Raw genomic sequence first — 3,344 nt, 5'->3', positions numbered from 1 at the left:
CGCCGGTGACCAGATGAGCGCCCCGGCTCCTACACCACGCCTCGGGACACGACCGCTTTCGTTGCCGGTCTCGAGGATCTCGCAGTGGTGGGTGAACCGGTCGAGCAAGGCGGTGGTCATCTTGGCGTCACCGAAGACGGACGGCCATTCCCCGAACGCCAAGTTGGTGGTGACGATCACGGAGCTGCGCTCGTAAAGCCGGCTGATCAGATGGAACAGCAGCTGACCGCCGGACTGGGCGAAGGGCAGGTAACCGAGTTCGTCGAGGACGATGAAATCCATCCGCGCGAGATAATCGGCCAGACGCCCCTGCCGGCCGGCCCTGGTTTCAGCCTCCAACCGGTTGACGAGATCGACGACGTTGAAGAAGCGTCCCCGGGAACCGGCCCGGATGCAAGCCCGGGCGATCGCGATGGCGAGATGGGTCTTGCCGGTCCCGGTGCCGCCGACCAGCACGACGTTGCGCTGCTGGGCCAGGAAGGCGCCGCCGGCAAGATCGCGCACCAGGGTTTCATTGACCGGCGTGTCGTCGAAGGCGAAATCGTCGATGTCCCTGGCGAGCGGCAGCTTGGCGATGGTGATCTGGTACTTTATCGAGCGCGCCTGCTTCTCGGAGATCTCGGCGGCGAGCAGGTCGCCGACGACCCGCTGCGGCTCGTGCTAGCGCTTGACGGCGGTGGCGATGAGTTCATCATAGGCGGCCTTCATGCCGTAGAGCTTAAGTTCGCTCATGGTGGCCAGGATCTCGGCACGCTCCATCACAGGGGTCTCCTCAGGCTGTCGTAGCGGGCGCAATCGGCGGCCGGCTCGTGCCGGAGCCGCAGGGCATCGGAGGTCATGATCGTGATCGCCGCCGCCGGTTCCCGGCGCCGCGCGAGGATATTGAGGATGACGGCGGCGGAATGAACGCCCTCGCGCAAGGCCTCGGCGCAGGCCGCCTCGACGGCCGGCAGTCCGTCGCTCAGCACGGCGCCGGGAATGTCCACCATCTGCCGGTCGCCGTCCTCGACGGCGGCGAGTTTGCGCCGGACGCGTTCCAGACCGGCCGGCAGGACCCAACCCTTGAACGGTGCCCCATTGCGCAAGGCCCCCGGTTTGCGCGCCAGGACCGGGACATAGTGCCAGGGATCGAACACCGTTCTGTCGCGCCCGAAGCACCGGGCGTGTTCACCGACGATCCGTCCATCCTGGCGCAGTTCGATCCGCTCGGCATAGGCGCGGATTTCCACCGGACGGCCCACCGCGCCGGCCGCGACCGAATACTTGTTGTTGTCGAAGCGCACCAGACAGGTCTTGGACACCGAGGCCGGCACTGCATGGAAGCCGTCGAACCGTCCGGCATAAGGAACCAAGCTCGGCCGCTCTGTCTCGAACATCTCCCAGACCGTCCGCTCCGGCATTTCAGGATGGCGATATGCCTTGGCGTGGGCGACGCAGCGGTCCAGGAGCAGGCCGTTGAGTTCGTCGTAGCTCTTCACCCGCAGCCGGGGGGTGAAGAAGCGCTCGCGGACCAAGCCGACCTGGTTCTCGACCTGCCCCTTTTCCCAGCCCGACGCCGGGGTGCAGGCGACTGGATCGACCAGATAGTGGCTGCACATCTGCAGGAAGCGCCGGTTGTAGACACGCTCCTTGCCGGCGAAGATCGTGTCGACCGCCGTCTTCATGTTGTCGTAGATGCCCCGCGTGCAGGCTCCCTTGAAGAAGGCGAAGGCCCGGTCGTGGGCGTCGGACACCATCTCCTGGCTTTCGCGCGGGTAGGCCCGCACGAACAGCATCCGGCTGTGGCACAGGCGGACATGGGCCACCTTCACCGTGACGGTCGTTCCATTGATCAGGACGACCTCATGGCTCCAATCGAACTGGTAGACCTCGCCTGGCGCAAAGCTCAACGGCACGTAGGCTTGGGCGACGGAGGGGCCCTGCTCCTGCCGCCAAGCCCGGGCATAACGACGGACAGCGTCATAGCCGCCTTCATAGCCGCGCGACCGTAACGTTTCGAACAGCCGGACCAGCGTCAGGCGTTCCCGCGATGCCTTTCCCTCGTTGGCCAACAACAGAGCATCCAGCTCTTCACGCCAGGGGCCGATCTTCGGCAAAGGCTGGTTCGTGCGCGTGTAGCGGAACTCCGTGGCCTCCGACCGGATCACCTTCCGCACGACCTTCCGGGACAACCCAAACTCCCGGCAGATCACCTTGATCGGCTTCTGCTGCACGAAGTAGGCACGACGGATCTTCGCGATCGTTTCCACAATCAGCATCCCTCGACAGGCCTCCATGTCCTCCATGGCGGCCAGTGTGGACCCAAAGCTTCAGGGGTCCCGTTTGGATGCCGATCACCCCCTATACGGGGTCCTTATTCCATGCCAATTCACAGACGGGCCCCTTTGACGGCCGCCTCGAGCGCCCACACCGTGCCGTCGGGAGACTGGCCATGAAGACGATCTCCCTCTGGCAGCCGCACGGCTCCCTCCTGTTCATCCTCGACCCTGCCACCGGACGCCCCTTCAAGCTGCACGAGACGCGCCATTGGGCGCCGCCGACCCGGTTGATCGGCCAGCGCATCGGCATCCACGCCGCGAAGAACACCGCCGACTTGGAAGGCTTGCAGGCCTACATTCTCCACCGGGACGCTGGGGGACCTGAGTTCGCCTGTGAAGAAGCGTTCCGTGTCGCGCTGCGCCGTCGGTTCGAGAAGCTGGTCAACATCCCGCACGGCTGTCTGCTCGGCACCGCCGTGCTGGTCGCCGCATACCGGACGGAATCCCGACCGATGGAGGAATGGGGCCACTTTGGCGACTTCTCCCCGGGCCGCTGGGCGTGGGAGCTGGGCGACGTCCGCGCACTTCCGGCCCCGGTTCCATGGCGCGGGGCGCAGGGCTTCTTTGAGGTACCGGACGAGGCGTTCGCCACCGCTGTAGGACTCGCAGCATGAGCCGCCCCTGCCTTCCGATCACAGAGGCCGAGGCGCGACGGCACGATCCCGCCGTTGAGGCCGCTGCTCTCGCGCTTCTCAAGGCTATGGCCGAGGCCGGCCTATCTGGTCAGTTCCTCGACATCACCGCCGTGCTCACCCCGCGGGAGGGCGGCGTCTGCCGCCGGATGCGCGCCGGCATCTCGGTGGTGATCGGTGATCCAGAGGAGTTCGAGGATGCCTGATCCGGTCACCACCATCACCACGGTGTGGCGCGCCGTGCTACCGCCGTGGGTCCCGCCTTCCTTCCGCCGCGTCCCGTCCGCAAGCTTCGATGGCGCCGGACAACTTCGGTCGCCTTGACGCCCCGCTGAAATAGAGCCCATCACAAACCGGGGGCAGCCGCGACTCGGCTGAGGTATAGCTGGCGCCA

The 3,344-nt window shown here is 66.1% G+C and carries 3 protein-coding genes and 1 pseudogene; 2 read left to right on the top strand and 2 right to left on the bottom strand.

Translation table 11 applies throughout. The features are described from left to right. Together istB and istA are read right to left on the bottom strand one after the other, a co-directional pair. Positions 1-759: pseudogene (gene istB / locus DXK32_RS31750) on the bottom strand (IS21-like element helper ATPase IstB); the annotation flags it as partial. Next, the gene (gene istA, locus DXK32_RS31745; protein WP_114862134.1) at positions 759-2,258 is read right to left on the bottom strand and encodes an IS21 family transposase; all 1,500 of its coding nucleotides are present in this window, start codon (positions 2,256-2,258) and stop codon (positions 759-761) included. The pseudogene istB and the gene istA, both read right to left, overlap by 1 nt. A 173-nt stretch (positions 2,259-2,431) precedes the next feature. Here istA and DXK32_RS31740 point away from each other — a divergent pair, with 173 nt between their 5' ends. Next, positions 2,432-2,932, top strand: a complete 501-nt coding sequence (locus DXK32_RS31740) for a hypothetical protein (protein ID WP_114862133.1) — start codon at positions 2,432-2,434, stop codon at positions 2,930-2,932. Then, positions 2,929-3,156 carry a hypothetical protein gene (locus tag DXK32_RS31735; RefSeq protein ID WP_114862132.1) on the top strand — a complete coding sequence of 76 codons (228 nt, stop codon included), beginning with the start codon at positions 2,929-2,931 and terminating at the stop codon, positions 3,154-3,156. Before DXK32_RS31740 ends, DXK32_RS31735 begins: the two co-directional genes overlap by 4 nt. Positions 3,157-3,344 lie beyond the last annotated feature (188 nt).

Origin of the sequence: Azospirillum brasilense (genome assembly GCF_003349955.1) — a bacterium.
GTDB classification, from domain to species: Bacteria; Pseudomonadota; Alphaproteobacteria; order Azospirillales; family Azospirillaceae; genus Azospirillum; species Azospirillum brasilense_B.
This window is presented reverse-complemented; position numbering and strand designations above follow the sequence as displayed.